At 44.2% G+C, this 23388-nt stretch carries 25 protein-coding genes; 14 read left to right on the plus strand and 11 right to left on the minus strand.

All coding sequences use genetic code 11. The annotated features are described in order from the left end of the window. Positions 1-40: 40 nt before the first annotated feature. Positions 41-1117: a glycerophosphodiester phosphodiesterase gene (gene glpQ, locus VY86_RS12880; RefSeq protein WP_046975233.1), complete on the minus strand. Its 1077-nt coding sequence runs from the start codon at positions 1115-1117 to the stop codon at positions 41-43. A gap of 189 nt (positions 1118-1306) precedes the next feature. Beyond that, entirely contained in the window at positions 1307-2659 is a 1353-nt protein-coding gene (gene glpT, locus VY86_RS12885; protein ID WP_046975234.1) for a glycerol-3-phosphate transporter, read from the minus strand. Between the two features lie 458 nt (positions 2660-3117). Between glpT and VY86_RS12890 the strand changes: the two genes are divergently transcribed. Beyond that, positions 3118-3549, plus strand: a complete 432-nt coding sequence (locus VY86_RS12890; RefSeq protein WP_046975235.1) for a DUF29 domain-containing protein — start codon at positions 3118-3120, stop codon at positions 3547-3549. 70 nt (positions 3550-3619) lie between these two features. Here VY86_RS12890 and VY86_RS23490 read toward each other — a convergent pair whose 3' ends face one another. The 4 genes from VY86_RS23490 to VY86_RS12900 all read right to left on the minus strand — a co-directional run bounded on the left by VY86_RS23490 (position 3620) and on the right by VY86_RS12900 (position 6014). Further along, positions 3620-3841, minus strand: coding sequence for a PEP-utilizing enzyme (locus tag VY86_RS23490; protein ID WP_082111234.1), 222 nt, complete (start codon positions 3839-3841; stop codon positions 3620-3622). Continuing rightward, on the minus strand, positions 3795-4040 hold the full coding sequence (locus tag VY86_RS24800; protein WP_158019955.1) for a hypothetical protein: 246 nt from the start codon (positions 4038-4040) through the stop codon (positions 3795-3797). Before VY86_RS24800 ends, VY86_RS23490 begins: the two co-directional genes overlap by 47 nt. Beyond that, positions 3991-5091, minus strand: coding sequence for a glycerol dehydrogenase (locus tag VY86_RS12895; protein WP_046975236.1), 1101 nt, complete (start codon positions 5089-5091; stop codon positions 3991-3993). Before VY86_RS12895 ends, VY86_RS24800 begins: the two co-directional genes overlap by 50 nt. Before the next feature lie 248 nt (positions 5092-5339). After that, positions 5340-6014 carry a 7-cyano-7-deazaguanine/7-aminomethyl-7-deazaguanine transporter gene (locus VY86_RS12900; RefSeq protein WP_046975237.1) on the minus strand — a complete coding sequence of 225 codons (675 nt, stop codon included), beginning with the start codon at positions 6012-6014 and terminating at the stop codon, positions 5340-5342. A gap of 185 nt (positions 6015-6199) precedes the next feature. On the opposite strand from VY86_RS12900, the gene tusA reads away from it, so the two are divergent. After that, on the plus strand, positions 6200-6454 hold the full coding sequence (gene tusA / locus VY86_RS12905) for a sulfurtransferase TusA (protein ID WP_021324325.1): 255 nt from the start codon (positions 6200-6202) through the stop codon (positions 6452-6454). A 114-nt stretch (positions 6455-6568) separates the two neighbouring features. Here the strand turns inward: tusA and VY86_RS24805 are convergent, their stop codons facing one another. After that, entirely contained in the window at positions 6569-6718 is a 150-nt protein-coding gene (locus tag VY86_RS24805; protein WP_158019956.1) for a hypothetical protein, read from the minus strand. Between the two features lie 47 nt (positions 6719-6765). On the opposite strand from VY86_RS24805, the gene VY86_RS12910 reads away from it, so the two are divergent. After that, a complete protein-coding gene (locus VY86_RS12910; protein ID WP_052760837.1) occupies positions 6766-7188 on the plus strand; it encodes an RNA-guided endonuclease InsQ/TnpB family protein in 423 nt (140 codons plus the stop codon). Between the two features lie 168 nt (positions 7189-7356). Here VY86_RS12910 and VY86_RS12915 read toward each other — a convergent pair whose 3' ends face one another. Beyond that, the gene (locus VY86_RS12915) at positions 7357-9630 is read right to left on the minus strand and encodes a zinc/cadmium/mercury/lead-transporting ATPase (protein WP_046975238.1); all 2274 of its coding nucleotides are present in this window, start codon (positions 9628-9630) and stop codon (positions 7357-7359) included. 446 nt (positions 9631-10076) lie between these two features. On the opposite strand from VY86_RS12915, the gene VY86_RS12920 reads away from it, so the two are divergent. Together VY86_RS12920 and VY86_RS12925 are read left to right on the plus strand one after the other, a co-directional pair. Next, a complete protein-coding gene (locus tag VY86_RS12920; protein ID WP_046975239.1) occupies positions 10077-10397 on the plus strand; it encodes a hypothetical protein in 321 nt (106 codons plus the stop codon). A gap of 72 nt (positions 10398-10469) precedes the next feature. Continuing rightward, complete coding sequence (locus VY86_RS12925) at positions 10470-11651, plus strand: MFS transporter (protein WP_046975240.1); 1182 nt, start codon at positions 10470-10472, stop codon at positions 11649-11651. Between the two features lie 134 nt (positions 11652-11785). Here the strand turns inward: VY86_RS12925 and VY86_RS12930 are convergent, their stop codons facing one another. Further along, on the minus strand, positions 11786-12049 hold the full coding sequence (locus tag VY86_RS12930; RefSeq protein ID WP_046975241.1) for a DUF1145 family protein: 264 nt from the start codon (positions 12047-12049) through the stop codon (positions 11786-11788). A 23-nt stretch (positions 12050-12072) separates the two neighbouring features. Beyond that, the gene (rsmD, locus tag VY86_RS12935; RefSeq protein WP_046975242.1) at positions 12073-12657 is read right to left on the minus strand and encodes a 16S rRNA (guanine(966)-N(2))-methyltransferase; all 585 of its coding nucleotides are present in this window, start codon (positions 12655-12657) and stop codon (positions 12073-12075) included. Between the two features lie 229 nt (positions 12658-12886). Here rsmD and ftsY point away from each other — a divergent pair, with 229 nt between their 5' ends. The 5 genes from ftsY (at position 12887) to VY86_RS12960 (ending at position 18456) form a co-directional block, all read left to right on the plus strand. Further along, positions 12887-14464, plus strand: coding sequence for a signal recognition particle-docking protein FtsY (gene ftsY, locus VY86_RS12940; RefSeq protein ID WP_046975243.1), 1578 nt, complete (start codon positions 12887-12889; stop codon positions 14462-14464). 5 nt (positions 14465-14469) lie between these two features. Beyond that, the gene (gene ftsE / locus VY86_RS12945) at positions 14470-15135 is read left to right on the plus strand and encodes a cell division ATP-binding protein FtsE (protein ID WP_046975244.1); all 666 of its coding nucleotides are present in this window, start codon (positions 14470-14472) and stop codon (positions 15133-15135) included. Next, positions 15128-16102 carry a permease-like cell division protein FtsX gene (gene ftsX / locus VY86_RS12950; protein ID WP_046975245.1) on the plus strand — a complete coding sequence of 325 codons (975 nt, stop codon included), beginning with the start codon at positions 15128-15130 and terminating at the stop codon, positions 16100-16102. Before ftsE ends, ftsX begins: the two co-directional genes overlap by 8 nt. Positions 16103-16349: 247 nt before the next feature. Next, on the plus strand, positions 16350-17207 hold the full coding sequence (gene rpoH / locus VY86_RS12955; protein WP_021324317.1) for an RNA polymerase sigma factor RpoH: 858 nt from the start codon (positions 16350-16352) through the stop codon (positions 17205-17207). A 109-nt stretch (positions 17208-17316) separates the two neighbouring features. Beyond that, positions 17317-18456 (plus strand): glycerate kinase, encoded by a 1140-nt coding sequence (locus VY86_RS12960; protein WP_046975246.1) that lies wholly within the window; start codon positions 17317-17319, stop codon positions 18454-18456. On the opposite strand, the gene panM is transcribed toward VY86_RS12960, so the two are convergent. Further along, positions 18444-18842 (minus strand): aspartate 1-decarboxylase autocleavage activator PanM, encoded by a 399-nt coding sequence (gene panM / locus VY86_RS12965; protein ID WP_046975247.1) that lies wholly within the window; start codon positions 18840-18842, stop codon positions 18444-18446. The genes VY86_RS12960 and panM overlap by 13 nt on opposite strands. 390 nt (positions 18843-19232) lie before the next feature. Between panM and VY86_RS12970 the strand changes: the two genes are divergently transcribed. The 4 genes from VY86_RS12970 to livG all read left to right on the plus strand — a co-directional run bounded on the left by VY86_RS12970 (position 19233) and on the right by livG (position 23386). Next, on the plus strand, positions 19233-20345 hold the full coding sequence (locus tag VY86_RS12970) for a branched-chain amino acid ABC transporter substrate-binding protein (protein WP_046976865.1): 1113 nt from the start codon (positions 19233-19235) through the stop codon (positions 20343-20345). Positions 20346-20406: 61 nt separating this feature from the next. Beyond that, positions 20407-21333, plus strand: a complete 927-nt coding sequence (gene livH, locus VY86_RS12975) for a high-affinity branched-chain amino acid ABC transporter permease LivH (RefSeq protein ID WP_046975248.1) — start codon at positions 20407-20409, stop codon at positions 21331-21333. Then, the gene (locus VY86_RS12980; protein ID WP_046975249.1) at positions 21330-22616 is read left to right on the plus strand and encodes a high-affinity branched-chain amino acid ABC transporter permease LivM; all 1287 of its coding nucleotides are present in this window, start codon (positions 21330-21332) and stop codon (positions 22614-22616) included. The genes livH and VY86_RS12980 overlap by 4 nt, the downstream gene beginning before the upstream one ends. After that, entirely contained in the window at positions 22613-23386 is a 774-nt protein-coding gene (gene livG / locus VY86_RS12985; RefSeq protein WP_046975250.1) for a high-affinity branched-chain amino acid ABC transporter ATP-binding protein LivG, read from the plus strand. The genes VY86_RS12980 and livG overlap by 4 nt, the downstream gene beginning before the upstream one ends. Positions 23387-23388 lie beyond the last annotated feature (2 nt).

Genomic DNA, 23388 nt, shown 5'->3' on the forward strand with positions numbered 1-23388 from the left:
ACAACAGGGCGTTGATTAAGACGCCCTGCTTGCATCTATCTCACTTATGTTGATGCTGTTTTTGTAGGAATTTCACACCCAAATCAGGAAAATCGGTAAATACGCCGTCTACACCCGCCTGGTTATAAAGAATATCGAAAAGCTGATCGCTGTTGGTGGCATATTTAGGCAGTGCATCAACCTGAATGGTGTATGGATGGACTTTCATATTGTTAGCGTGAGCATCTTTCACCATACTGGTTAACTTAATATTGGTTGGTGTGGAATCTTCCGACACAATCATATGGTAATCAGGGCTAATGCCATCGGCATACTGCGCCACTTTTTTCATTGCACCTGGTTTGAACATCCAATCGTAGCTGTAATTTACCCATTCGCCGTTTGGTTTTTGTTCATAGGTTTCATTCCAGTCGGTATAGGCGATAAGTTGAACCAGTTTCAGATCCATGCCCAGCTTAGGTTCAAGCTTGTTTTTAATGCGTTTGAGTTCGTTGACATCAAAACATTGCAGATAAACTTTATCGCTTTTCTTGGTGTAACCATATTCTTTCAATACCTTCAGCACTTGAGTGGAAATATCTTTGCCCTCTTGCTGATGGAACCACGGTGCTTTGATTTCAGGATAGATGCCGATATTTTTACCCGTTGATTTATTCAACCCTTGAACAAACTCAATTTCTTCCTGAAAAGTGTGGATCCGGAAATCAGATTTCCACATCGGGAAACGGTTGGCGTATCTTTGTACCTGCCGGTTATTTTTGATATCAAAACCTTCCGTGAATTTCAGTGATTTAATTTCAGGCAGGGTAAAATCAATAGCATAATAGCGTCCGTCCTGACGGGCTCGATCGGGAAACTTATTTGCAACGTCAGTCACACGATCAAGGTAATGATCATGTAATACCACCAGCTCGTTATCTTTAGTCATAACTAAGTCTTGTTCCAGATAATCGGAACCCTCGGCATAAGCCATAGCTTTAGCAGGAAGGGTGTGTTCAGGCAAGTATCCGCTTGTACCGCGATGAGCGATAATAATCTTATCTGCCGCTTGCGCTATGCCTGATAGAGATGATGCTAAAATCATGCCAGTGGCTATTGTTTTTATTGGAGTTTGCATATGTGTTTTTTCTCCGTTTTAGCAATGAGATAAAAATCAATTTTACTAAGCTGCTTGTCTTATTATGTTAAAAAGGCTTACTGGTAACCTCTTAGCTTAGTTTAAAAATTAAAAAAGCCACGGCATAAATATAAGTAATGTCGTGGCTTATTATATTATCAGTGATATATCACAGTTTAGTGACAATGATTAATCATACTGACGAGCTAATTCTTGTTTATGTTTGTTTTCTGTGATCATGACAATCAGTAATAGAATAACGGCCAGGATACTACCGCCAATCATCACTATAAAACCGCTGTCCCAGCCGAAGAATTCAACGGTGTAGCCGACGATAGCACTTGCCGCAACGGAGCCACCTAAGTAACCGAATAAGCCGGTGAAACCGGCGGCTGTACCGGCCGCTTTTTTCGGTGCCAGCTCAAGGGCGTGTAAGCCCGTCAGCATAACTGGGCCGTAGATAAGGAAGCCGATAATCAACATACAAGCCATGTCTACAGTTGGATTACCGGCTGGGTTCAGCCAGAATACGACAGTTGCGATGGTGACTAGTGTCATAAAGAATACGCCTGTTGCACCACGGTTACCTTTAAATACTTTGTCTGACATCCAGCCACACAGTAGTGTACCTGGGATACCAGCATATTCGTACAGGAAGTAAGCCCATGAAGATTTATCCAGTGCGAAATGCTTGGCCTCACGTAGATAGGTTGGTGACCAATCAAGAATACCGTAACGTAGCAGATAAACGAACACGTTAGCTATAGCGACCATCCACAATAGTTTGTTCGGTAATACATACTGCATGAAGATCTGCTTAGCTGTTAATTCTTCTTCATTTTTCTCTGTGTAATCAGATGGGTAGTCGTTTTTATACTCTTCAATTGATGGCAAGCCACAGGATTGTGGTGTGTCACGCATTAAAGCAAAAGCGATCAGTGCAACGAGAATTGCAGCGAAAGCTGGCATATAAAGTGCGGCTTTCCAGTCATTAAACCACGCCATGCCTAGCAGGAACAGCAGCGGAGGTAAACCACCACCGACATTATGCGCACAGTTCCAGATAGAGACGATCCCGCCACGTTCTTTCTGTGACCACCAATGCACCATAGTACGGCCGCAGGGAGGCCAACCCATACCCTGGAACCAACCACACATGAACAGCAGCACAAACATAACAGTGATACTGGAAGTCGCCCAGGGTACGAAGCCCATAAACAGCATGACAGCCGCCGCGAGAATCAGACCAGCAGGCAAAAAGACCCGCGGGTTAGAACGGTCGGATATGGAGCCCATGATGAATTTGGAGAAGCCATATGCGATAGAGATCCCTGATAGCGCGAGACCGAGCTCACCCTTGGAAAAACCTTGTTCAACCAGATAAGGCATTGCGAGTGCAAAGTTCTTTCTCACCAAATAGTAAGCGGCATAACCAAGGAAAATCCCCATAAAAATTTGCCAGCGTAGGCGGAGATAGAGTGGATCTATCTGTTTTGCTGGCAACCGGGGCTTATGAAGCGCCGGCTTGAAAATACTTAACATATTTTGCCTCCGATGGCTTTTTTGGTTATGTAAACAGCTCACCGGTTGACTAATGCCACCGGATGGAAAAGTGAGAGGTTTTATAAGTGATTATTTTCCATAACGAAAATTATGATAGTCGAAATAACCCAACCTATCTGTGAGACAAGACTCAGTTGTTAAAATCGTTTTGCCCTGGCGATAATTTTGAGTGATTTGTTAACTTTTTAAAACGTACTTTACCAATGAAATTGTGACTACTGTCACAATAACGAGCTTTACTTAATTATTGGTGAGCGTTTTTAGTTCGTTTTTATTCCTTATTAAACAAAAAACCAGTTTTTGCACATATTCTATTTAGGATAAGAGCATTATTAGTAATCGATTTTAACGATGATATACGGCTTTGACGATGTGGCTGTAATTTGACAGACTAATCAGTTATGCAATTGTATATCTGATATGCCAATGGAGGAACCATGACAACACGTTATGACCGTGACTTTTATGGCTGGACGCAGGAGCAGGCAAGTTTGCTTCGTTCCGGCAACTTGAGCCAATTGGACATGAAAAACCTTTCGGAGGAAATAGAAAGTATGGGAAATAGCCAAAGAAACGAGCTGGAATCTCGTCTTGAGGTGCTGTTTCTTCACCTTCTAAAATGGCAATTCCAATCCGAACGGCAAGGTCGAAGCTGGAAACTGACGATTGAAGAGCAGCGAAGGAAAATAGCTCGCCGCCTTAAAAAAAATCCTAGCTTAAAGTCAGAACTCAGCGAAATTTTCTCTGATGCTTATGGTGATGCTATTATTGCCGCAGAGAGGGAGACTAATATTAGACGCAGTGTATTCCCTGAAACTTGTCCTTGGACGTTTGAGCAAATAATGGATGAGAATTTTTGGCCTGAATAACGCCGACGAATTTGTCTATCTTGACGCACTGGCTTTGGTCAGTGCATTTTGTTGTAGTCCAAAAAACCGGTCAATTTATTTTCACCTCGCCACGAGCGGCATTAACGTAAACGATTTGCCCTTCACCGACTTCTGCCAATGCTTCACCCACTCCGACAATCATTGGGATTACCATTGCATTAGCCAGCATAGCACTGTGAGATAAAGCACTTCCTTCACCCAGCACAATGGCTTTGATAACCCGCTTATTCAGGCTGATGACAGTGGGGGCTATCAGTTCGTGAGCTAACAGAGAGCCGCCGGGTGTTCAGGAAGTTGCTGCTCAGCCCTACGAGCTGCTCTTGTAAAACAGTTTCGACATTATTTATCAGCTTTTTCATTCTGAACTCCGGTTGTCCGAACAAAAAATAAGAGCGGGAAGTTTCCCCGCTCTTTTCCGGTTTAATACAGCCAGTCGCGCCCCATCCGGTCAGCAGTAAGAATAGCGGCATACACTTTTTCCGGTGTCACTTCAAAAGGCATGTTGTGAATGGTTTCGCCTTCAGCACAACTGGCTTCCGCCACTGCCATCACTTTTTCTTTCAGTTTTTCACCGTCTTTCACGCCAAGTTGATCTAACGTAATCGGTAGCCCGATCTGCACGCAGAAATCAAGTAAAGTATCCAATTCTTCATTTGGGCTATTTTCCAGCACTAGCTGAACCAATACCCCGAAGGCGACTTTTTCACCGTGATACATATGGTGGCATTCTTCCAATACGGTAAGGCCGTTGTGTACGGAATGAGCGCCAGCGATACCCGTATTTTCAAAGCCCAGGCCACTCAAATAAGTAATGGCTTCGATAACATTTTCCACCGCGGGTGTACTGACTCCTACCTCAACAGCCAGTTTTGCTTTATAACCTTCTTCCAATAAAGTTTCGTAACAGAGATGGCAAAGAGCCATCGCTATGCGGGATATTCCACCACCTGTCGTTCTAGGCTTATGGCCGGCATGACAGACGCGTGCTTCGAAGTAAGTTGCCAGTGCGTCGCCAATTCCGGCAATCAGGAAGCGGGTTGGGGCTTTAGCAATAATACTGGTATCAATCAGTACAATATCTGGGTTGGTTGGGAAAAACAGATAATCCTCATATTCGCCGTCATCGGTATAAACAACAGAGAGAGCACTGGTTGGGGCGTTAGTAGAGGCGATAGTTGGTGCAATCAGAATAGGTAATTTGGATTCGTGAGCAACTGCTTTTGCAGTATCTTGTACTTTACCGCCACCGATACCAATAACAGCCTGGCATTCGTGCTTTTTAAGCATGTCAGACAGGCGCTGAATTTCATTACGGCTACATTCACCGCCAAACACTTCGAAATGGCTGGTAACATCAAATTCTTCCAGGCTGCTATGAACAGTATTTCCTACTAATTTCATAGCAGAGTTACCGATAATAACAAAAACATGGTCGGCGATGGTTTTTGTATATTTACCAATATGACACAGGGCATCAGGTCCCTGAATATATTTGGCTGGGGATTGAATAACTTTCAGCATAAAAATACTCCTTTTGTGGAAACTCAATGTCTGTTTGCCGTATAGATCTTCCTGACAAACAGGGAGCAGAATGTGACAGACCAGAAAATTGGCTTCGGATGAAAAAAGTACTTAATTACTTAACAGACTAACACCGTATGATAAAAAGTAATGGTTGATTATGGATAAATAAAGTTGTTATACCCGTTTTATCGCGGGAAATATGCATTTTTTTGATCTATGCCCGGTATCTGCCGGGCAGATGAAAATCAGCGAATCTGGATATGAGCATTGCCAGCCGGGTAAGCGAAAAAACACTTCAGAATCAGGTTCAGTGAAATGCCGTAAGCTGGCAGGAAAAAGAGCAAGCATATTAATAGCTTAAAACAGTAATCCACTAACCCAATCTCGACCCAGTTAGCGGCCATGAAGGCATCGGTACTGCGGTAGAAGGCGATAAAGAAGAAGACCAAAGTATCAAGCAGATTGCCAAAGAACATAGCGGCAGCGGGAGCGACCCACCAGTTACGTTTTTGTCGCAGGCGGTTAAAGACGTATACATCCAGTATTTGCCCAAGTGAATAGGCCATAAAGCTGGCACAAGCGATACGGGCAACAAATAGATTGAATTCAGACAGCGCGGTAAACTTTTGCCACGTTCCCTGGAAGAAGAGAGCTGAAATAATATAAGAGATCAGTAATGCAGGGATCATAACAGTAGTGATGATTTGCCTTGCCAGTGGTGCGCCATAGATACGAACAGTCAAATCTGTTGCAAGAAAGATAAATGGGAAAGTAAAAGCTCCCCAAGTGGTATGAAAACCAAAAATAGAGACAGGTAATTGCACCAGATAATTACTGGAAATAATAACCAGGATATGAAATAACGAAAGCCAAATCAAAGCAGTAGTTCGCTGTCGCGTAGTTGTGGTGAATAAAAGCATATTGTACCTTTTTGGATAATGGGGTGAGGGAACCCAATGAAATAGCTGCCGCGTTAGCCGACGGCGCTTCGTATGATACGTCTGTTGCCTGAAAAATCAAAATGTCTGCCTGTAAAGTTAATTTTTGATAGTTTTTTTATAATATAATCCACCGTCATAAATTGCCTGAAATTACAGAGATAGTTATGCCAGATGTTTTTGCCAATCCAGATAAGACTCTTGATACACAAGGACTTCGTTGTCCTGAACCTGTGATGATGGTACGGAAAACCGTACGTCATATGGAGGCAGGGCAGATGTTATTAATTCTTGCTGATGATCCGGCAACCACGCGTGATATTCCCGGTTTCTGCCGTTTTATGGAACACCAGCTTGTTGCGCAAGAAACGGAACAGACACCTTATCGCTATCTGGTGCGGAAAAAAGAGAGTCAACTCTGAACATGCCTATAGATGTAAAAAGAGATTCCTATTGTGTGAATTATTCACCATGCTTTTCGCGGGAAGCCCCTTCCTTCCAGGTAGGGAGGCAGAGCGAAGCGCTTGCAAGGGCGCTCAATGAGGGCGGCTCTGCTGCTCAATATATTGCTTAACAGCTTCAAGAGGAGCACCGCCCACACTGATTTTATGATTAATTTTTGTATATAATAACACATTATGATAATGCAGACCAAAACACTCTCTGTCCGGGTTAAGGACAAACATGTGAAGCTCCTGCGCCAGATGGCGTTTTAGGCCTGAAAGAAACCGCCATGCCAACAGAAGGGGAACCACTGGCAGCAGGCCGGTTCTACCGCGAGCTGAAATACACAACAGCACTGGTGAACACGCATGCGGCGATATTCGTAGGCAACGTGAGCAGCAGCCAGTTAGCCAAAACCAGAATGGCAAAGAGCGTGTTAGACGCGGGCTGGGCGATGCTCAAAACACAACTGAAATATAAAGCGATTGCGCGGTCAGTGGTGTTTGATGTTGTAAACGAAAGCTACTCCACCCAGACCTGTTCGTGCTGCGGAGCTATCTCCGACAGCAGTCCGAAAGGTAGAGCAGGTTTGCGAATAAGAGAATGGACATGTGTTGAGTGCGGAGCAACACACAACCGCGACAGAAATGCGGCAATGAACATTCTCGCGGCGGGGCATCGCCGTCTGGTTGCAGGAATCGCCTTCCTTTAGGAAGGGGAGGATGTCAAACAAAGTGTGGCGTTATAGACAACATCAAAACAAATACGTTCTTGCAGGGATAGGTTTTATTAGTACAGGATATGGGTCGGCTTTTGGAATAAGACCCACATCCTTATTGATATTACAGAAATCACTCACTGTATAGCTAAACAGATTGCATTATTTTGTTTTAATTCTCAGTAGCCTGACAGCGTTTGCAGTCACAAGGGCGGTAGCACCAGAATCCGCCAGTACTGCCATCCACAGGCCAGTAATACCCAACAGACTGGTGACAAGGAAAATCCCTTTTAACCCCAGCGCAATAGCAATGTTCTGGCGGATATTATTGTGAGTGGCGCGGGAAAGAGCGATTATTTCTGACAAACCGGTCAGACGGTTGTGAGTCAATGCTGCATCTGCGGTTTCCAGCGCAACATCAGTACCACTTCCCATTGCCACACCGATACTGGAAGCTTTCATTGCAGGTGCGTCATTAATGCCGTCACCGACCATCATTGTGCTGTGATCTTTATTCAGCTTCATAACCGCTTTGACTTTATCTTCCGGCATTAATCCAGCGCGGAAATCTATTCCTAACTGACTCGCAATTGCGGTCGCAGCACGCGGGTTATCACCTGTCAGCATCACTGATTTTATACCCTGATCTTTCAGTAAATGAATGGCATCTATCGCATCCTGACGCAATGTATCTTGCATAGCGATAAGGCCGGTAAATTGCCCATCATGCATCACGGTAACAACGGTTTTACCGTGATCTTCCAATTGAGCAATTTTCTGTTTCCAATGATCGGATAAAGTGCTCTCTGGCAGTTTTCCGGGCGCACTGACTAGAATGCGTTTGCCGTCTAATTGACCTTCAACACCAATACCTGCCAGCGCCTTACGATGATCAGCTTCAGTAACATGAATGTTTTTACTTTCCGTATGTTGCAGGATAGCTTTGGCCAGCGGGTGATGGGAGCCACTTTCTACTGCGGAGGCCAGTGCTAATAGCTGAGATTCGTTGATATTTTCTACTGGTTGCACATCAGTGACTTGTGGTTTACCGGCTGTCAGTGTACCTGTCTTATCAAAGGCGATGGTTGTGATTCGGCCCAGTTGTTCCAGTGCTGCACCACCTTTAATCAGTGCACCCCGGCGGGTTGCGGCTGCAAGTGCTGAGGTGATTGCGGCTGGTGTGGAAATCACCAGAGCACAAGGGCAACCAATCAGTAGTAAAGTAAGGCCTCGGTAAATCCAGGTTTCCCACGGTTGGCTGAATACAGTGGGTGGAACTATAATAACCAACGCAGAGAATAGCATAATCAGCGGCGTGTAAATTTGGCTGAAACGATCAATAAAGCGCTCAATCGGTGCGCGGCGTTCTTCTGCTTCTTCAATCAGTTGTAGGATGCGGTCAATGGCATTGTTACCCTGTTCGGACAGCACTTTCATCTGTACTGAACGATCTACAGACAGACAACCCGCCGGGACTTTTTCTCCCTGCATTCGTTCAACGGGAATGGATTCACCTGTCAGAGCACTTTCATCAAAGCTGGCGAATGAACTGAGTAATTCAGCATCAGTCGGTAAACGCCCACCTGGTGCAACCTCAATAATATCTCCGGGGCGTAGATCTGCGACCGGGACAGTTTTCTTCTCACCATTTCTTACCAGCAGCGCTTCTTCCGGGACCAATGCCATCAATGCACTTACTCCCCGACGTGCACGGCCGGCGGCGTAGGATTCCAGCATTTCACCAAGCATAAACAGCAGCAGAACCATTGCCGCTTCGGCGGTGGCATCAATAAATAGCGCACCGATTGCTGCAACGCTCATCAGTGTTTCAATAGCGAATGGTGTGCCTGACCGTATTAGCTGCCACGCTTTGCTGGCAATAGGCACCAATCCAATTACGGTGGTGATAATAAAAGCAATGCGGCCAAGTGGGGCATTGACACTGGAGATTCCCCAGCTTGTCAGCATCATCAGTGAAAGAATGATGATTGGTGCAAATTCTTTCCAGCGACTGCTTTTTGGCGCCTTCTGTTTTGAATCTGGGTTATGTAGATTAAATCCAGCCTGATTAACAGCTTGGATAACTGCCGAACGTATATCTGTATCGGCATCCACGACCAGTTTTTCAGTTGCAAATAGAACCTTGGCTTGCTTCACTTCTGGAATTTTACTGACTGCCGTTTCAATTTTGCGTGCACAGCTTGGGCAATCCATGCCATTAACAATCCAACTAAAACGCTGGTTTGCCAAAAGCTCAGGCGTTTGTGTCTCTTGTACATCATGGGAATGGTTGTGCTCATGTGAATAAGACTCATCATGTTCATGGTGATGTGAATGCTCACTAACGGTTTTTGCCTGATCTGTGCAGGCAGTAGAACCACAACAGCTTCCATGCTGGTGGTTATGTTGGTGAGTGTTATTTTTGTTTGAGTGCATGGGCTCCCCCCTTAGCAGAGTCAATTCAACGATAATGACTAAACTCTACACTTTGGAGCCCACTCCAGAGTCAAACAAATAATAGAGAAAATAAATTGGTAAATTGTGCGACTGAGTGTTGACTCTGATTTTCATCTGCAATCTGATTTTCATCTGCAATATTGGCTTCATGATGCAAAGTTCTTTTGTGAGTGTATTTTTACGTTGAAAAGGTAAATACAGTTATAGTTAATATCCTTGATAATATTTTTGTTGATTTATTTTTTATTATGTGAAATAAGTAAATTGTTGTGAATTTGTTAATGAAATTTATCAACATTCTTATTTCGGGAGGGGAAAAATGATCAGTATAGCTTCTAACTAATTGCGTCAATAATGATTATGTCTTATGCCGTGGAAGATTATTTCTACGGCATAGTACTGAACATGTAAATAGAGGGGTGTTTATGGTTAAGATTGCTAGATATATTCAAGCTGGAAGGTTTGAATCTGGTGGGGTTTTTGGCGTAGGTTCTAATCAAGTACTCATACCACAGAAGAAGCGATTTGAATCTTTAGTTAAAATCGCTTCTTTTTTAAAAAGAGAAACGGATAGTGATAACCTCTATGAATACATAAAGAATAACGTTAGTGGTGTAAGTGAGGATGATATAAATTTCTCCCTTTCTCTTTTTAGGGAGAAAAATTCACTGATGAGTTCTTCATATTTTAACTCTGATGATAGGTATAGTAGAAACGTACTCTATTATCATTACTTAGGTGCATAGAAGAATTGGAATTCACTCTCGTAAAATAAAAATAGAAACACAAGAAATACCTAAAAATGAAAGGTGTAATATATGTGGTCTTCAACCAAAATAATAATAACATATTCTGTTATTTTTAATTCTTTGAGGATGCTCATTGGCGCTACTTCATCGATTTATCTTTTAAGCAAAGGCGTATCTCTTGTCGATCTTGGTTTAATGAAGACCATGCAGGCCAGCGTTTTTTTTATATTGGATATACCAACGTCTTATCTTGCTGACAGGATCAGCCGGAAATATGCGATATCTCTTTCTGTCTTCTTTGGTGGAGCTTGGCTTGTTTTAACGGGGGTTTCATCCAATTTATATGGTTTTTATCTGGCCGAATTTTTTAACGCAATTTCTTTGACGATAATAGGTGGAACATATAATTCATACTTGATTGATGTATATAAATCAGAGGGTGGTAAAGACACTCATCGGATACTGGGAATTAACGGTAAATATCATTATATGTCTATGGCTATTGCCGCTATGATTGGTGCCGCAATAGGTGATGTAGGTTCACGATGGATATGGATTCTTGCTGGAACAGGTAGTTTTATATTGATGTTTTTTTCCTTTTTTCTTCCTGAATCAAAGGTTAAATTAGTCAATGGGAAAAAATCAGGGTTAATGAATGATATAAAGGAGATATATTCTCTTTTAATTAAAGGAAGTAAAGACTTCTTATTCGTATTTTTCGCTGTTGTTTCAAATATAGTGTATTTTCAAATATTACTCCAATATTGGCAACCTTATGCTTTTTATGGGTTTTCTGGTGGAGTTAAAGGTTCTTTGTCATATGGAATATTATTTGTTTTTATTCTTATGGCTCAATCTGTCGCAGGATGGATCATCAGTAAAATCAGTGACAATATAAAACTGATTTGGTTTGGCTTACTTTTGATGTTTGTTTCCACAGGAATATGCCTGTTAGGCGGGGAGAGTTATCCATACTTAATACCTGTAGCCTTAATTTTTATGTTTGGTAGTAATCAATATCTAACAATGGGGCTGAGAGCCATTTATCATGGCTATTTTGATGCCAGTTTGAGGTCAACATTTGACTCTTTATTATCGACATTTGCACGCTTAATCGTTTTGATACTTTTTCCAGTGGTTGCATATCTTACGGAAACTTTTGGATGGCAAATAATGTCATATTCACTCATTATTTTGTCTTCAATGGTTATTTATCTTTATGTGTTTAGCCTGAAATTATCGCTCAGATAAACACACTAAGGATCTCTTCCAACGCAGAATTAAGATAAGCGGGTGGCTATAAACGAATGGTGGCATCTATTATGCTTATTTTCGTTTTCTCCAGTTTGCTTGTGACTACAAGTGAGCATTTCCCGCTAATTGGTTTATTTTTTTAGCTGTTTTTTCTGCATTGACAGCAGTTCAAAAACACCAAAAAAGAAAATTTTGGTTTGCATCAGGCCAGAGAGTTTTTGGTCTTTGGGCTGACCCGTTTTCAGAAGCAGCATTTGAAATGCATGCATTACCACCATGAAAATCATGGCGACATCCATAAAATACTTCAACGGTTTGGGAAATGGGTGGATTAAGTTAAATACCAAAAATCCCCAAACACAGATCATTAACAGTTTGCCCAGTTGAATAAACATCAGAGTGTGCTCCAAGATAATAATTATGCGGGTAAGTAGCGGATATAGAGCCGGTATGCCGCTTGCCCGGCAATTTTTTCGCGATGAAGTTGCCAGTTAACAGGCACATCAGTCGCCGCTGATTCAGATTCAGACTCAACATAAATCCAGCTTTCATCTGCCAGCCAATTCCGTTCTTCCAACAATTTTATTGTTTCGGCAAGCATTCCTTTACGGAAAGGTGGATCAAGGAAAACGACATTATAGGGTGTTCCCGGTGGAGATAAATAGTTTAACGCACTGTCGTTAATGACTTCGGCATTTTGAGCGCCGAGCAGAGCCAGATTCGTGGAAAGTTGTTTTGCTACATTACGTTCATATTCGATAAGTGTAGCCTGTGCTGCATAACGGGAAAGTGCCTCTAATCCAAGCGCTCCGCTTCCTGCATAGCAATCCAGGCAACGTGCTTCCTGAATAACCGGAGCTAGCCAGTTAAACAGAGTTTCTCTGACGCGATCGGTGGTTGGACGTAACCCGGGGCTGTCCGGTACAGGTAATTTTCGGCCTCGCCATTTTCCACCAATAATGCGGATTTGTCCCATAGATTGCCGTTGTGGTTTTTTTGCCATAATTTACATAACTTAATAATTAGTCATCAGATAGTGCTGCATAACCGATGACATATTTTTGAAAATGCCAGATATAAGGAAATACGAGTTAGGACTTGCTGGCATTAATTTACCATGAAATCCATGATTGATATGTGTTGCGCTACTACGAAAATGTTAGACTGCGTCTAATTTCGTGATTATTCATTGTTATAACGCCATGATTTAACCTTGAGGAGTGCAGTGGCTAATGGCAAAAGAGAAAAAAAGAGGCTTTTTCTCCTGGTTCGGGCGTGGCCGTCAGGAAGAACAGCAAAAAGAAGAACAATTGGTGGCAGAACAGGTAGAGCAACAACATCTTGTTGAAGAGTCTGCAAGATTAGCCGCGGAACAGGCAGAACAAAAACGTCTTGTTGAAGAAGCGGCAAGATTGGCAGCTGAGCAAGCAGAACAGCAGCGTCTTGCTGAAGAGGCTGCAAGATTAGCCGCGGAACAGGCGGAACAAAAACGCCTTGTTGAAGAAGCGGCAAGATTGGCGGCAGAGCAAGCAGAACAACAGCGTCTTGCTGAAGAGGCTGCAAGATTAGCCGCGGAACAGGCGGAACAAAAACGCCTTGTTGAAGAAGCGGCAAGATTGGCGGCAGAGCAAGCAGAACAACAGCGTCTTGCTGAAGAGGCTGCAAGATTAGCCGCGGAACAGGCGGAACAACAACGTCTTGTTGAAGAAGCCGCAAGATTGGCAGCAGAGCAGGCAGAACAACAGCGTCTTGCTGAAGAGGCTGCAAGATTAGCCGCAGAACGGGCAGAACAACAGCGTCTTGTTGAAGAAGCCGCAAGATTAGCTGTACAACAGGTACAAACTGAACAATCAAAGCCAGCTGTATCAAAAGAGCAAGAGCGTCCTACTAAAGAGGGTTTTTTCACTCGCTTGAAACGCAGTCTGGTTAAAACTCGTCAGAATCTGGGTTCCGGCTTTCTCAGCCTGTTCAGTGGTAAAAAGATCGACGATGATCTGTTTGATGAATTGGAAGAGCAGTTATTGATTGCTGATGTTGGTGTTGATACTACCCGCAAAATCATTGGCAGCCTGACGGAGCATGCCAGCCGTAAAGAGCTGAAAGATGCGGAAGCATTGTATGCCAAATTGAAAGAAGAGATGTCTGGCATTCTGGTTAAAGTTGATAAGCCGCTGGACATCGAAGGAAAAACACCGTATGTCATTCTAATGGTTGGTGTTAATGGTGTTGGTAAAACGACAACAATTGGTAAGTTGGCTCGCCAGTTTCAGGCACAAGGTAAATCTGTCATGCTGGCGGCCGGGGATACTTTCCGTGCAGCCGCAGTTGAACAGTTACAGGTATGGGGGGATCGCAACCATATTTCGGTGGTGGCGCAGCATACTGGCGCTGATCCCGCTTCCGTGATTTTCGATGCTATTCAGTCAGCTAAAGCTAAAGGTGTAGATGTACTGATTGCCGATACCGCAGGTCGTTTGCAAAATAAATCTCACCTAATGGAAGAGTTGAAGAAGATTGTCCGGGTGATGAAAAAACTGGACGAAGATGCGCCACATGAAATTATGCTGACATTGGATGCCAGCACCGGCCAGAATGCGATAAGTCAGGCTAAATTGTTCAATGAAGCTGTTGGGCTGACAGGTATCTCACTGACAAAACTGGATGGGACTGCCAAAGGCGGGGTGATTTTCGCCATTGCTGATCAGTTTGAAATTCCTATCCGTTATATTGGTGTCGGTGAAGGAATTGAAGATCTGCGACCATTTAAGGCAGATGATTTTATAGAGGCACTTTTTGCCCGAGAGGATTAATTACCATGATTCGCTTTGAACAGGTCAGTAAAGCTTATCTGGGGGGACGGCAAGCCCTGCAAGGGGTGAATTTTCATTTGCGCCCTGCGGAAATGGCATTTCTCATTGGTCACTCAGGGGCAGGTAAAAGTACCTTGCTGAAACTCATCTGTGGCATTGAGCGACCTAGTGCCGGACATATCTGGTTTTCAGGTCATGATATCAGCCGGTTAAAGAGTCGTGAGGTGCCTTTCCTGCGTCGCCAGATTGGTATGATTTTCCAGGATCACCATCTGCTGTTGGATAGGACGGTATACGATAACGTGGCAATGCCACTGATTATTTCAGGTGCGAGTTCTGAAGATATCCGTCGCCGGACTTCTGCGGCATTGGATAAAGTGGGTCTGCTGGACAAAGCGAAAAATTTTCCGATTCAGCTTTCGGGGGGTGAACAGCAGCGTGTCGGTATTGCCCGGGCAGTTGTGAATAAGCCAACTGTTTTGTTGGCGGATGAACCGACTGGTAATCTTGATGGTGAATTGTCAGAAGGCATTTTACGGCTGTTTGAAGAGTTTAACCGAGTAGGGGTGACGGTGCTGATGGCGACCCATGATATGGCACTGATTGAACGACGGAAATATCGTATTCTGACTCTGAGCCAGGGCCGTATGGCGGGAGAGCATCATGGTTAAAAATGTGCGTAAGGCAGCGGGGAAAGTAACAAGATCGAAAAGTAAAGCTCTGCAAGGGGGATGGCATGGACAGTGGCGTTATGCCTGGATGAATGTGCTGACAGATATGTTGCGTCAGCCACTAGCAACTCTGCTGACGATTATGGTTATTGCGATATCTCTGACATTACCAAGCGTTTGTTACATTGTTTGGAAGAATGTCAGCCAGGCTGCGGAAAAATGGTATCCCACCCCTCAATTGACGGTGTATCTCGATAAATCACTGGATGACAACAGCGCTCAGAAATTAATAAGTGAACTGAAAGCACTTGATGGTGTGGATAATGTTAATTATCTCTCACGTCAGGAAGCGATGACAGAGTTCCGTACTTGGTCTGGTTTTGGCGGTGCGCTGGATATGCTGGAAGAGAACCCACTACCCGCGGTTGCTATCATTACACCGAAAATCGATTTTCAAAGCTCACAGACGCTGACTACGTTGCGTGACCGGGTTTCTCAGGTCAAGGGTATTGAAGAAGTTCGGATGGATGATAGCTGGTTTGCCCGTTTGGCGGCGTTGACGGGGCTTGTCGGGCAGATTGCGGCAGTGATTGGTATTCTGATGGTCGTGGCGTTGTTTTTGGTCGTCGGTAACAGCGTGCGTCTCAGTATTTTCAGCCATCGTGACACGATTAACGTGATGAAGCTGATTGGTGCGACTGATGGTTTCATTTTGCGTCCATTCCTCAATGGCGGCGCTTTGTTAGGGGGGCTTGGTGCGATGTTATCATTGATACTCTCTGCCCTGTTGGTGTGGAAGCTCTCTGATGTTGTCACACAGGTTGCCAGTGTGTTTGGTACCACGTTTAATTTACATGGTCTTTCATGGGATGAATCCCTGTTGTTGGTTTTAATCTCCGCGATGATTGGTTGGGTAGCTGCCTGGTTAGCCACAACCCAGCATTTGCGCCACTTTACGCCAGAATAATTGAATTAATGCTTGTTATGGCTGATACAAATAAAGTTACTTGCATAAATATAAAACAATCTGTTATTTTTTGTTCCGTGATTCCACGGTGGATGTTATCTGTCCTGAAATTATTACAACCTCACGCATCTGTAACTTGAATATGCACATTCTGGTGATAGACTGTACCGCTGTATGTTGAGCATTGGTTTATAAACACTGATGTAATCTGTACTAACGATTTGAGTCTTAATTTGAGAGGATTTGAATGGCCAAAGAAATGCAAACCTTAGCGTTAGTTCCTCAAGGAAGTCTAGAGGGCTATATTCGTGCCTCTAATACCTACCCGATGCTGACAGCGGAGGAAGAGAAGGAACTGGCTGAAAGGCTGCATTACCAGGGAGATCTGGATGCAGCTAAGAAGCTGATTCTGTCTCATCTGCGCTTCGTTGTTCATGTCGCTCGCAGTTATGCTGGTTATGGCCTGCCCCAGGCGGATTTAATTCAGGAAGGGAACATTGGCTTGATGAAAGCAGTACGTCGTTTCAACCCGGAAGTGGGGGTGCGTCTGGTTTCTTTTGCTGTTCACTGGATTAAAGCTGAAATCCACGAATATGTACTGCGTAATTGGCGTATTGTTAAAGTTGCGACAACTAAAGCACAACGCAAGCTGTTTTTTAATCTGCGCAAAACTAAACAGCGTTTAGGTTGGTTTAATCAGGACGAAGTGGAAATGGTCGCCAAAGAACTTGGTGTGACCAGTAAAGATGTGCGTGAGATGGAATCTCGTATGTCAGCGCAGGATATGGCGTTTGATATGTCTGCTGATGATGATAGTCAGGAAGGCTTGCCGATTGCCCCAGTTCTGTATCTTCAGGATAAAGCTTCTGATTTTGCAGACGGCATTGAAGAGGACAATTGGGAAAACCATGCTGCTGATAAATTATCGGTAGCGATAGAAGGCTTAGATGAGCGCAGTCAGGATATTATCCGTTGCCGCTGGTTGGATGATGATAACAAATCTACCCTGCAAGAGCTGGCTGATAAGTATGGTGTTTCTGCGGAGCGTGTACGTCAGCTTGAAAAGAATGCCATGAAAAAACTGCGTGTAGCAATTGAAGCATAAATAAAGTGATTTTGCGTTAACGCATTCACGATTAATAAGTTAAAAGGGCGATAATGATTTATCGCCTTTTTTATTCCTTCTTTCAGAGTCCTACAACCAAACTAATCCGATGAAAATTGTTATTGCACCTGATTCATTTAAAGAGAGCCTTGGTGCCTTGCAGGTTGCTGAAGCGATAGAACAAGGATTTCGTGAAATCTATCCACGAGCTGAATACATTAAGTTGCCGATGGCAGATGGTGGTGAAGGTACGGTTGAATCAATGGTAGCCGCCACCGATGGGCAAATTATCCACTTGCCTGTTACCGGCCCGTTAAATCAGCCGGTGGATAGTTTTTTTGGCGTGTTGGGTGATGGAAAAACCGCTGTTATTGAAATGGCGGCGGCTTCTGGCTTACATCTGGTTTCGATGGAAAAGCGTAATCCGCTGATAACCACAACGTATGGTACCGGTGAGCTGATGCTGGCTGCTTTAGATAAAGGTGTCAGTAAGATAATCCTCGGTATCGGTGGTAGTGCGACTAATGATGGTGGTGCTGGTATGATGCAGGCACTGGGTGCTCGTCTGCTTGATGATTGTGGTGAAGAGTTGAGGGCAGGTGGAGCCGCGTTAAGTCAGCTCGCTGAAATCGATCTCTCTGGTTTGGATTCGCGTTTGAGTCAGACTGAAATTATCGTCGCCTGTGATGTGTCTAACCCGTTATGTGGTGAGTTTGGCGCATCTGCTGTTTTCGGACCACAAAAAGGGGCGACCCCAGAGATGGTGAAAGAATTGGATGCTGCTTTGCGTCATTACGGTGAAAAAATTGAATTCCTGACAAAAGTGAAGGTCATGGATGTACCGGGTACGGGAGCCGCAGGTGGTATGGGGGCACCTTTACTTGGTTGTCTTAAAGCGAAATTACAACCGGGAATTGATATTGTTATCTCCACGTTGGAATTGGAGAAAGTGGTACAAGGTGCTGATTTGGTTATTACTGGGGAAGGCCGGATGGATAGGCAGACTATTTACGGTAAAACACCAATCGGCGTTGCCCGTATCGCCAAAAAGTATGCTATTCCAACCATTGCATTAGTTGGTGGTATGAGTCAGGACTATAACGTCGTTCATGAGCATGGATTGGATGCCGTTTTCTCAATTATGCCCGGTGTTTGTTCTCTTTCTGATGCTCTTGCTTGCGGGCATGAGAATTTGCGGGTGACAGCCCGCAATGTGGCTGCCGTCTGGAAGATGAGTCAGCCCAAATAGTAGTTTGAAGTGGTATCATAACGAAAACCACAGGCGTTCATAAAACCTTTTAACGCCGGTTCGTTGGCATCTGGGAACCCCTTGAGACTGAGCTTCCACTGTTTAACCGTAGGATGTCGGGCCTTTATTTCATTTACCAGATATAAACCCACACCCCGGCGGCGTGTTATTTCACGAACACATAAATCTTCAAGTAGGCCGAATTGATTACTGAGAGTGATTTTTACTGCGGCCAACAATCTGTCATTAAAACGGGCAGCAAACAGTTTATTACCGTTTTTTAGATGGATTTGCCACTGTTCTGGCGTTTGCTGAGGCCAGATTTTCCCCAAATCAATCATATCTTGTGCTGATAAAACAGTCAGTTGTTCAATAGTTAACTTCATGGTTTTTCCATATCCATTGTAGATGAGTAAACAGTCAGAATGTTGTGTGACTATTTTTATACGTTACTGGAAAAAATGTTTTTAACACAATCGATCTTTCGAGTTAAAGATTGCTTTACTAATATTTAACCAGAATATCACACTATGATTTGCCTAAATTACAATCAATTTTGGCGGTATTTTATGCTGTAATTAATGCTTTTTGCTACCTTGTTAATTTGATTTTAAGCATGAAATGCTATTTTAATAACATGAAAAATAAAATTTTATTAGCATAAATCACTTTATCTAATCATTAATCACAAAAGGTCATGATTGTCAGCCAGATAATGAAAGATCTTAATGGCAAACACAATCATCCAGACCAATAACAATACGGGGATAAATAAAATGAAAATCGTAACAGGTAAAGCATTATTAGCCGGTTGTATTGCCATGATGATGAGTTCTTCTCTGTGGGCAAAAGAGATTAAAGTAGCGATTGTGGGGGCGATGTCCGGTCCGGTTGCTCAGTATGGAGATATGGAATTTACTGGCGCACGTCAGGCTATTGCGGATATTAATGCCAAAGGTGGCATCAATGGCGATAAGCTGGTGGGCGTTGAATATGATGATGCTTGTGATCCAAAACAGGCTGTTGCAGTTGCTAACAAAGTGATTAATGACAACATTCGTTATGTTATCGGTCATCTCTGCTCTTCATCGACTCAACCAGCATCTGATATCTATGAAGATGAAGGTGTCATTATGATTACGCCCGCGGCAACTAATGCTGATCTGACAACTCGTGGCTATCAAATGATTCTGCGTACTACTGGGCTGGACTCTGATCAGGGTCCAACGGCAGCGAAATATATTGTTGAAAGGCTCAAACCTCAGCGGCTGGCAATTGTTCACGATAAACAGCAGTACGGTGAAGGGTTGGCACGTTCCGTTCTTGATAAACTGAAAAAAATGGGCGTCAATACGGTATTGTTTGAAGGTGTTACTGCCGGTGATAAAGACTTCTCAGCGCTGGTTGCCCGTCTGAAAAAAGAAAATGTGGATTTTGTCTATTTTGGCGGCTATTACCCTGAAATGGGACAAATTCTGCGCCAGGCTAAACAAGCGGGTTTGAATATCCGTTTTATGGGGCCGGAGGGTGTCGGTAACTCTTCGTTGTCTAATATTGCCGGTTCTGCTTCTGAAGGAATGTTTGTAACATTGCCTAAACGATACGATCAAGCTCCGGCAAACAAAGCTATCGTTGATGCAATCAAAGCTAAGAAAGAGGATCCAACGGGCCCATTCGTCTGGACAACCTATGCCGCCCTGCAATCTCTGGCAACGGCAATGAGCCGTACAGGTAGCATGGAACCTGCTGATTTGGTGAAAGACTTGAAAACTAATCCAGTCGATACCGTGATGGGAACACTGAGCTGGAATCAGGCTGGCGACCTGAAAGGGTTTGAGTTCGGCATTTTTGAATGGCATGCAGACGGTTCTTCTACTTCTGTGAAGTAAAGCCATCCGAATGGCTGTCAGCCCCTGTTTGACAGGGGCTACTATTCCAGAGGTACAAGGTATGTCAGAACAATTTCTCTATTTTTTACAACAGATGTTAAACGGGGTTACCTTGGGTAGCACTTATGCATTGATTGCCATTGGCTATACGATGGTTTACGGCATTATCGGGATGATTAACTTTGCTCATGGTGAAGTTTATATGATTGGCAGCTATGTCTCCTTTATTGTGATTGCTGCTCTGATGATGATGGGAATTGATCTGGGCTGGTTGCTGATTACTGCTGCTTTCTTAACATCAATTGTGATTGCCAGCGCTTATGGCTGGAGTATTGAACGGGTGGCTTACAAACCCGTTCGCCATTCCAAACGCCTGATTGCGCTGATTTCTGCCATTGGGATGTCTATTTTCCTGCAAAATTATGTCAGCTTGTCACAGGGTTCCCGTGATCTGGCCTTGCCGGGGTTGATTACCGGGCAGTGGGTATTGAGCGAAAGTGATGGATTTTCTGCCAGTATTACTGCTATGCAACTGATTATCTGGGTAGTGACATTCCTTGCCATGCTGGTACTGACGATGTTTATCCGCTATTCCCGTATGGGCCGTGCTTGCCGTGCCTGTGCGGAGGATCTGAAAATGGCCGGTTTGCTGGGGATCAATACTGACAAAGTTATTTCTTTGACCTTTGTTATCGGCGCTGCAATGGCAGCGGTAGCCGGTGTTTTACTGGGGCAGTTTTACGGTGTGATAAATCCATATATCGGTTTTATGGCAGGCATGAAAGCGTTCACCGCAGCTGTATTGGGAGGCATTGGCAGCATTCCGGGAGCAATGATTGGTGGCTTGATTCTGGGTGTTTCTGAAGCCCTGACTTCTGCTTATTTGAGCACAGAATATAAAGATGCGGTTTCCTTTGCTCTGCTTATCGTTGTGTTGTTGTTTATGCCTACCGGGATTTTAGGCCGTCCAGAGGTAGAAAAAGTATGAAACATGCCAATTGGATTAATGCCATTATTGCCTCAGTCGCTTTACTTGTTCTAGCTGTTTTTATGATGGGGATGCAGTTGTCACTGGATGGTACGAAGTTGGTCGTTTACCGTGCCGATGAAGTCCGATGGCTATGGATTGGCGTCGGCTGTACGGTTGTTTTCCTGTTCCAGCTACTGCGTCCAATTGTTCAACAGACGATGAAGAAAGTATCAGTTAAAAGCTGGACATTGCCGGATTTCGATGGTTCAACCAAGGGACAAAAACTACTGGCGGCATTGATTATTGTTGCCGCGATTGTTTGGCCATTTATTGTCTCCCGTGGCAGTGTCGATATCGCTACGCTGACATTAATTTATATCATGTTGGGGCTGGGATTGAATGTAGTTGTTGGTTTGTCGGGGTTGCTGGTGCTTGGATATGCAGGTTTTTATGCTATCGGCGCTTATACCTATGCCTTACTAAGTCACTATTACGGATTGGGATTTTGGCAGAGCTTGCCGTTGGCGGGATTAACGGCTGCTTTATCGGGGCTGTTGTTAGGTTTTCCGGTATTGCGATTGAGAGGTGACTATCTGGCAATTGTCACACTCGGTTTTGGCGAGATTGTTCGCATTCTGCTATTGAATAATACCGGAATAACGGGGGGCCCGAATGGTATCAGCCAGATTCCGAAACCCACTTTCTTCGGGCTGGAATTTAACCGCAGCGTGAAAGAGGGCGGTTGGGATACTTTCCATAACTTCTTTGGTCTGAAATACGATCCAAGTGACCGGGTTATTTTCCTCTATCTGGTCGTATTGTTGTTGGTGATACTGACCGTATTGATTATCAATCGGTTACTGCGTATGCCATTAGGTCGCGCGTGGGAAGCATTGCGTGAAGATGAGATTGCTTGTCGTTCTCTTGGGCTGAGTCCAACCCGTATTAAACTGGCCGCGTTTACTATCAGTGCTGCATTTGCCGGTTTTGCCGGAGCCCTGTTTGCTGCCCGGCAGGGTTTCATCAGCCCGGAATCCTTCACTTTTGCTGAATCCGCTTTCGTGCTGGCTATTGTGGTACTGGGTGGAATGGGTTCGCAGACAGCGGTAATTCTCGCGGCCATTCTGCTGGTGGTTTCCCGTGAGATGATGCGTGATTTAAATGCCTATAGCATGTTGCTGCTGGGGGCCATGATGGTGCTGATGATGGTTTGGCGTCCGCAAGGATTGTTACCGATGAAACGCCATAATGTTAAATTGAAACGGCAGGAAAGCCAACCTCAGGGAGGAGAACAGGCATGAGTGCAACACCATTATTGCAGGTTTCCGATCTGACCATGCGCTTCGGTGGTTTGCTGGCGGTTAACAATGTTGCCTTGATATTAAATCAAAGCGAAATTGTCTCTCTTATTGGGCCTAATGGCGCAGGGAAAACGACGATCTTTAATTGCCTGACAGGATTTTACCGTCCGACCAGCGGCACAATAAAATTGCGGGAAAAACATCTGGAAGGGTTATCCGGGCAGGCTATTGCCCGTATGGGCGTTGTCAGAACATTTCAGCATGTGCGATTATTCCGTGAGATGACAGTGATTGAAAATCTCTTAGTAGCGCAGCATCAGCATTTGAAAAGTGGTCTTTTTTCCGGGCTTTTCAAAATGCCGGCATTCCGCCGTGCAGAATCTGAGGCTGTAGATCGGGCCGTCGTTTGGCTAGAGCGGATTGGCTTGTTGCCACTGGCAAACAGACAGGCGGGTAATTTGGCTTATGGTCAACAACGTCGTCTGGAGATTGCCCGCTGTATGGTAACATGCCCGGAAGCTTTGATGCTGGATGAGCCCGCTGCGGGCTTGAATCCGAAAGAGACAGCAGAACTTAATGTCTTAATTGCTGAACTGAGAAAACATCATCAGGTTTCTGTGTTGCTGATTGAGCACGATATGAAACTGGTGATGGGGATTTCTGATCGTATTTATGTGGTTAATCAGGGAACACCTTTGGCACAAGGGCGACCGGAAGAGATTCGTAACAACCCGGACGTTATTCGGGCATATTTGGGAGAGGTGTATTAATG

The sequence above is a fragment of the Photorhabdus thracensis genome (assembly GCF_001010285.1).
GTDB lineage: Bacteria > Pseudomonadota > Gammaproteobacteria > Enterobacterales > Enterobacteriaceae > Photorhabdus > Photorhabdus temperata.